The organism is Pseudochrobactrum sp. AO18b, assembly GCF_000409565.1.
Taxonomy (GTDB): Bacteria; Pseudomonadota; Alphaproteobacteria; order Rhizobiales; family Rhizobiaceae; genus Pseudochrobactrum; species Pseudochrobactrum saccharolyticum.
On record NZ_ANNO01000005.1, the window covers coordinates 2,501 to 5,236 of the forward strand.

Genomic DNA, 2,736 nt, shown 5'->3' on the forward strand with positions numbered 1-2,736 from the left:
CCTTTGATCCGACGATTTCCGAATGGGGCAACCCACCTTAAATACCTAGAAAGTTTAAGCAGATCTTCGGATCTGTTTAGATTTCTAGGTATTGTTAATAAGGTATCTGCATCTGAATAAAATAGGGTGTAAGAGGCGAACGCAGGGAACTGAAACATCTAAGTACCTGCAGGAAAGGACATCAACCGAGACTCCGCAAGTAGTGGCGAGCGAACGCGGACCAGGCCAGTGGCTATAAAGAGACAAGCAGAAGAACCTGGAAAGGTTTGCCGTAGTGGGTGATAGCCCCGTATGCGTAATGCTCTTTGTAGTCCTTGAGTAGGGCGGGACACGTGAAATCCTGTCTGAACATGGGGAGACCACTCTCCAAGCCTAAGTACTCGTGCATGACCGATAGCGAACAAGTACCGTGAGGGAAAGGTGAAAAGCACCCCGACAAGGGGAGTGAAAGAGAACCTGAAACCGGTTGCCTACAAACAGTTGGAGCCCAAGATTCGTTCTGGGTGACAGCGTACCTTTTGTATAATGGGTCAGCGACTTAGTCTGACGAGCAAGCTTAAGCCGGTAGGTGTAGGCGTAGCGAAAGCGAGTCTGAACAGGGCGTTCAGTTCGTCGGATTAGACCCGAAACCGAGTGATCTAGCCATGAGCAGGTTGAAGGTTGGGTAACACCAACTGGAGGACCGAACCCATATCTGTTGCAATAGATTGGGATGACTTGTGGCTAGGGGTGAAAGGCCAATCAAACTCGGAGATAGCTGGTTCTCCGCGAAATCTATTTAGGTAGAGCGTTGGGCGAATACCTCAGGGGGTAGAGCACTGAATGGGTAATGGGGACTCACCGTCTTACTGATCTCAATCAAACTCCGAATACCTGAGAGTACTACCCAGCAGACACACGGCGGGTGCTAACGTCCGTCGTGAAGAGGGCAACAACCCTGACCACCATCTAAGGTCCCTAAGTTATGGCTAAGTGGGAAAGGATGTGAGGATCCCAAAACAACCAGGATGTTGGCTTAGAAGCAGCCATCATTTAAAGAAAGCGTAACAGCTCACTGGTCTAGATAAGGGTCTTTGCGCCGAAAATGTACCGGGGCTAAAGCCATACACCGAAGCTGTGGATGCACGTATGTGCGTGGTAGCGGAGCGTTCTGTAAGCCTGTGAAGGGATACTCGTGAGAGATCCTGGAGGTATCAGAAGTGAGAATGCTGACATGAGTAACGATAAAGAGTGTGAGAGACACTCTCGCCGAAAGTCCAAGGGTTCCTGCTTAAAGTTAATCTGAGCAGGGTTAGCCGGCCCCTAAGGCGAGGCCGAAAGGCGTAGTCGATGGGAACCACGTTAATATTCGTGGGCCTGTGGGTAGTGACGGATCGCGTGTGTTGTAAGGTCTTATTGGATTGATCTTGCAGCGAAGCGGTTCCAGGAAATAGCTCCCACATATAGACCGTACCCTAAACCGACACTGGTGGACTGGTAGAGTATACCAAGGCGCTTGAGAGAACTGCGTTGAAGGAACTCGGCAAATTGCACGCGTAACTTCGGAAGAAGCGTGACCCTTGTTTGCGCAAGCAGATGAGGGTGGCACAGACCAGGGGGTAGCGACTGTTTACCAAAAACACAGGGCTCTGCGAAGTCGCAAGACGACGTATAGGGTCTGACGCCTGCCCGGTGCTGGAAGGTTAAGAGGAGAGGTGCAAGCCTTGAATTGAAGCCCCAGTAAACGGCGGCCGTAACTATAACGGTCCTAAGGTAGCGAAATTCCTTGTCGGGTAAGTTCCGACCTGCACGAATGGCGTAACGACTTCCCCGCTGTCTCCAACGCAGACTCAGTGAAATTGAATTCCCCGTGAAGATGCGGGGTTCCTGCGGTTAGACGGAAAGACCCCGTGCACCTTTACTATAGCTTTACACTGGCATTTGTGGCGACATGTGTAGGATAGGTGGTAGACTTTGAAGCGGAGGCGCCAGCCTTCGTGGAGTCATCCTTGAAATACCACCCTTATCGTCATAGATGTCTAACTGCGACCCGTATATCCGGGTCCAGGACCGTGTATGGTGGGTAGTTTGACTGGGGCGGTCGCCTCCTAAAGAGTAACGGAGGCGCGCGATGGTGGGCTCAGAACGGTCGGAAATCGTTCGTCGAGTGCAATGGCATAAGCCCGCCTGACTGCAAGACAGACAAGTCGAGCAGAGACGAAAGTCGGTCATAGTGATCCGGTGGTCCCGTGTGGAAGGGCCATCGCTCAACGGATAAAAGGTACGCCGGGGATAACAGGCTGATGACCCCCAAGAGTCCATATCGACGGGGTTGTTTGGCACCTCGATGTCGACTCATCGCATCCTGGGGCTGGAGCAGGTCCCAAGGGTATGGCTGTTCGCCATTTAAAGCGGTACGTGAGTTGGGTTCAGAACGTCGTGAGACAGTTCGGTCCCTATCTGCCGTGGGTGTAGGAATATTGAAAGGATCTGTCCCTAGTACGAGAGGACCGGGATGGACGTATCTCTGGTGGATCTGTTGTCGTGCCAACGGCATAGCAGAGTAGCTATATACGGACTAGATAACCGCTGAAGGCATCTAAGCGGGAAACTAACCTTAAAACGAGTATTCCCTATCAGAGCCGTGGAAGACCACCACGTTGATAGGCCGGATGTGGAAGTGCAGTAATGCATGCAGCTGACCGGTACTAATAGCTCGATCGACTTGATTGTTCTCATTATCAATATCCATCAGCG

1 rRNA gene (running past one end of the window) is annotated in these 2,736 nt (G+C 51.6%); it reads left to right on the top strand.

Going from position 1 to position 2,736, the window contains the following annotated elements:
- Positions 1-2,712, top strand: a 23S ribosomal RNA gene (locus A918_RS0100220) (it extends 96 nt beyond the left edge of the window).
- Positions 2,713-2,736 lie beyond the last annotated feature (24 nt).